At 72.9% G+C, this 4,304-nt stretch carries 1 protein-coding gene; it reads left to right on the forward strand.

What is annotated here, in order from left to right; translation table 11 throughout:
- Nucleotides 1-18 precede the first annotated feature (18 nt).
- The gene (locus tag ACFVZW_RS00005) at nt 19-4,227 is read left to right on the forward strand and encodes an amino acid adenylation domain-containing protein (RefSeq protein WP_384514314.1); all 4,209 of its coding nucleotides are present in this window, start codon (nt 19-21) and stop codon (nt 4,225-4,227) included.
- The last annotated feature ends 77 nt before the right edge of the window (nt 4,228-4,304 follow it).

A 4,304-nucleotide genomic window follows, 5' to 3' on the forward strand; every position in this document is an offset into this window, starting at 1 on the left:
CAGGAGGAGATCCTGTGCATGGCGTTCGCCGAGGTCCTCGGTCTTGCCGAGGTCGGCGTCGACGACGACTTCTTCGAGCTGGGCGGCCACTCGCTGCTCGCGGTGCGCCTGGTCAGCCGGATCCGCGCGGTCCTGGGCGTCGAGGTCGAGATCCGCGCGCTCTTCGAAGCCCCGACGGTCGCGGGCCTGGCGGAGCAGCTGGCGGGTGCCCGTGCGGCACGGGCCGCGCTGACGGCCATGGAGCGTCCTGAGCGGCTTCCGCTCTCGTACGGGCAGCGCCGGCTCTGGATCATCAACCAGATGGACGGGCCGAGCCCCACCTACAACATCCCGGTGGCCGCCCGGCTCGCCGGAGCGGTGGACGCCGACGCGATGGGCGCGGCCTTCCGCGACCTGCTCGGGCGCCACGAGGTGCTGCGGACCGTCTTCGCGGTCGCCGACGGTGAGCCGTACCAGCGGATAGTCGACATCGACGTGCTCGACTGGGAGCTGACCGTCGCCGACGTCGAGCCGGACGCCCTGGCCGACGCGGTGGCGGAGGCGAAGGCGTACACCTTCGACCTCGCGGCCGAAGTCCCCGTCCGAGCCTGGCTGTTCAGGGCCGGTCCCGAGGAGCACGTCCTCGTCGTCGTGGTCCACCACATCGCCAGTGACGGCTGGTCGTGGGCGCCGCTCGCCCGCGACGTGTCCACCGCCTACGAGGCCCGCAGCGCGGGCCGGGCGCCGCAGTGGACGCCGCTGCCGGTCCAGTACGCGGACTACGCGCTGTGGCAGCGCGAGGTGCTCGGCGACAGCCAGGACCCGCAGAGCCTGATCTCCCAGCAGGTCGCCTACTGGCGCGAGACGCTGGCCGGCCTGCCGGAGGAGCTGGAGCTGCCGTTCGACCGGACGCGTCCGGCGATCGCCTCGCACCGGGGCCACCGGGTCCCGCTGGACATCCCGGCGGACGTCCACGCGAGGCTGGCGGAGCTGGCGCGGGCCGAGGGCGTGACGATGTTCATGGTGCTGCACGGCGCCCTGTCCGTCCTGCTCTCCCGGATCGGCGCGGGCACCGACGTTCCGATCGGCTCCGCGATCGCGGGCCGCACGGACGAGGCCCTCGACGACCTGATCGGCTACTTCGTCAACACCTTCGTCCTGCGTACCGACCTGGCAGGGGACCCGACGTTCCGGGAGGTTCTCGAGCGAGTACGGGAAGCGGGTCTCGGAGCGTTCGCACACCCTGACGTGCCCTTCGAGAGGCTGGTCGAGGAGCTGTCCCCGACCCGCTCGATGGCCCGTCACCCGCTGTTCCAGGTCATGCTGCTCCTGCAGAACAACGAGCAGGCGGTGCTCGATCTGGAGGGCGTGGACGCCCGGCGCGGGGCTCCGGCGGCGCGGACCGTCGGGGCCCGTCCCGAGGCGGTCGTCAAGTTCGACCTGGACGTCAGCGTCGCCGAGCTGTACGACGCAGAGGGCGCCCCGGCTGGGATGCGCGGCTCGCTCGTCGCCGCGGCCGACCTGTTCGACCCCGAGTCGGTCGAGCGGATCGCCGAGCGGCTGAGCCGGGTGCTCGCGACGCTCGCCGCCGACCCGGGGATCCGCCTCGGCGAGGTGGACGTCCTCGGCGAGGACGAGCGGGTGCGGATGCTCACCGAGTGGAACGCGACCGAGGCCGAGGTGCCGGACGCGACGGTCGTCGAGCTGTTCGAGGCGCAGGTTGCCCGTACGCCCGACGTGGTCGCCCTGGTCCACGGCGACGTGGAGCTGACCTACGCCGAGCTGGACGCAAGGGCCAACCGGCTCGCGCGCTACCTCGCCGGCCGGGGCGTCGGCCCGGAGTCGGTCGTCGCGGCGGTCTTCGAGCGCACGGTGGACCTGGTGGTCGCCCTGCTCGGCGTGATCAAGTCGGGCGCTGCGTACCTGCCGATCGACCCGGCCTACCCCGCCGACCGGATCGCGTACGTCACCGCCGACTCCGGCGCGATGTGCGTGCTCACCAGCGAGGAGCTGGACGCCCGCCCGGCGGAGCCCGGGCACCGCCCGCAGGTGCCCGTGCTCCTGCTGGACGGCGCGGAGGTCGCGGAGGGGCTCGCCGGCCTCGCGGACGGGCCGCTGGCCGACGGCGAGCGCACGGCGGCGCTCCGGCCGGAGCACCCGATGTGGGTCATCTACACCTCGGGGTCCACCGGGCGTCCGAAGGGAGTGCTCGTCGAGCACCGCGCGATCGTGAACTTCCTGAGCGCGATGCAGGACCAGTTCGCGCTCGGCGCGGACGACCGGCTCCTGGCGGTCAGCACCCACGGCTGCGACATGGCCGGCTTCGAGTTCTATCTGCCGTTCCTCAACGGGGCGCGGATGGTGCTCGCCTCACAGGAGCAGGTGCTCGACCCGTGGGCGCTGCGCTCCCTGATCCGTACCACCGGCGCCAACATCGTCCACGCGACGCCGAGTCTGTGGCGCGGTCTGATCGCCGACGCCGACGACCCGGTCGATTGGGCGGGGGTGCGCGCCATGATCGGTGCGGAGGCGTTGCCGAGCGACCTGGCCCGCACGCTCCTCGCCAGGACGCCCACGCTGACCAACCTGTACGGTCCGACCGAGACCACCGTCTGGTCGACCGCCAAGGAGCTGGCAGGGGAGGGGGCCGACGCGACGTCGATCGGCGGTCCGATCGGCAACACCCAGGTGTACGTGCTCGACGAGACCCTCGCCCCGGTTCCGCCGGGCGTGGCCGGCGAGCTGTACATCGGGGGCAAGAGCGTCGCGCGCGGCTACCTGGGCCGTCCGGACCTGACGGCAGGCCGTTTCGTGGCCGGCCCGTTCGGGGAGCCCGGGGGGCGGATCTACCGCACCGGTGACGTGGTGCGGTGGACCTCCGACGGGGAGCTGCAGTACGTGGGGCGCTCCGACGACCAGGTCAAGATCCGGGGCTTCCGCGTCGAACTGGGGGAGATCGAGTCCGCGTTGGCCTCGCATCCCTCGGTCGGCCAGGCCGTGGCCCTGGTCCGCGAGGACACCCCGGGCGACCAGCGCCTGGTGGCGTACGTGGTGCCGAACCGGGCTGCGGCCGCGCAGGAGGAGCCGGAGGCGGCGGCCGACCGGATCGCCCAGGAGGCGCGGGGCCTGGCCCAGGACCGGCTGCCCGGCTACATGGTGCCGTCGGCGGTGGTCGTCATCGACCGGCTGCCGCTGATGCCGAACGGGAAGCTGGACCGCAAGGCCCTGCCCGTCCCGGAGGGCGGCCCTGTGGCCGAGGCGGCGAACTGGGCGGTGACGTCGTTCGAGGACAACATGTGCGAGGCGTTCGCACAGGTCCTCGGGGTGCCCGACGTGGGCGTCGACGACGACTTCTTCGCGCTCGGCGGGCACTCGCTGCTCGCGGTGCGGCTGGTGGAGGCGCTGCGGGAGCGGGGCGTGTCGATCGCGGTGCGCGACCTGTTCGCGGCGCCGAGCGTCGGCGAGCTGATGAAGCGGATGAGCCTCTCCTCGATCCGCGACGCGCTCGACGTACTGCTGCCGATCCGGGAGCAGGGCAGCGAGCCGCCGTTCTTCTTCATCCACCCGGCGGGCGGCCTGAGCTGGTGCTACATGCCGATGGCGCGACACGTACCGGCGGAGATCCCGCTGTACGGTCTGCAGTCCCGCGGCCTGGACGGTACGTCCGAACTCGCCGGCTCCGTACCGGAGATGGCGGCGGAGTACATCGAGCGGATCCGCTCGGTGCAGGCGAGCGGCCCCTACCGGCTGCTCGGCTGGTCCTACGGAGGGGCGGTCGCCCACGAGATGGCCGTCCAGCTGCAGGCGGCGGGCGACGAGGTCTCGGCGCTGGTCATCCTCGACCAGTACCCGTGGCAGCGTCGGGACGGCGAGGCCGTTGACCACGCCGACGAGAGCGAGGTCGACCTGGACGCCAAGGTCGACCGGCTGATCGAGGTCGTACGCCGGGAGGCGGGAGGCGCCCTCGGTGCGGCCACCGAGGAGGAGTACCGGACGTTCGCCCGGATCCTCCAGAACCACCGGACGATCCGGGCCGACCACGAGCACGGGCGCTTCGACGGAGACGCCCTGCTGATCGTGGCGGAGCAGAGCAAGCCGGAGGGCGAGGCCACCGGCGAGCTCTGGAAGCCCTACATCACGGGTGAGATCACGGAGACCGGTGTTCCGTGCACCCACTACGAGATGGCCAAGCCCGAGACGCTGGCCGACGTATGGACCGCGGTGGCCGCCTGGCTGGCCCAGCGGTAGCACGAAGGGGGGCGCGGGGCGGGGGGCCGCGCTCCCCCCCACGCCCCCCCACCCGCGCGCGGCCACGCGCGCCGAGC

This window comes from Streptomyces sp. NPDC059567, assembly GCF_042735655.1.
Lineage (GTDB): Bacteria > Actinomycetota > Actinomycetes > Streptomycetales > Streptomycetaceae > Streptomyces.

Bases quoted from the DNA above. Each gene is read 5' to 3' on its own strand.
- ACFVZW_RS00005 (WP_384514314.1), top strand. From the start codon at position 19: ATGGCGTTCGCCGAGGTCCTCGGTCTTGCCGAGGTCGGCGTCGACGAC.